1 protein-coding gene is annotated in these 208 nt (G+C 41.3%); it reads right to left on the bottom strand.

The annotated features are described in order from the left end of the window. Positions 1 to 208, bottom strand: a 208-nt coding sequence (locus V6252_RS13725; RefSeq protein WP_341610792.1) for a 1-acyl-sn-glycerol-3-phosphate acyltransferase, incomplete at both ends; no start/stop codon positions are given.

The following is a 208-nucleotide window of genomic DNA, read 5'->3' as shown; positions in this document are numbered from 1 at the left end:
TTCTTTTGAATGTCGACGCAGCATAGGAAAGTCGAGAAAGTAGAAAGCTTGACCAATGACAGGGATATATATGAGATCAAACTTGGTAAAAAAGCGCGTCAATGGCAATCGTTTTTCGCTGATATATTGCACGATACTGGTATCAACCCATGACTGATGCTTGCTTACCAGTAGATACTTACCGTTTGTATGCACATCGTCAGGTAGG

Source organism: Psychrobacter proteolyticus, assembly GCF_038155145.1.
Taxonomy (GTDB): domain Bacteria; phylum Pseudomonadota; class Gammaproteobacteria; order Pseudomonadales; family Moraxellaceae; genus Psychrobacter; species Psychrobacter proteolyticus_B.
Note: the sequence above shows the minus strand (reverse complement) of the source record. Positions and strands in the feature narration are given on the sequence as shown.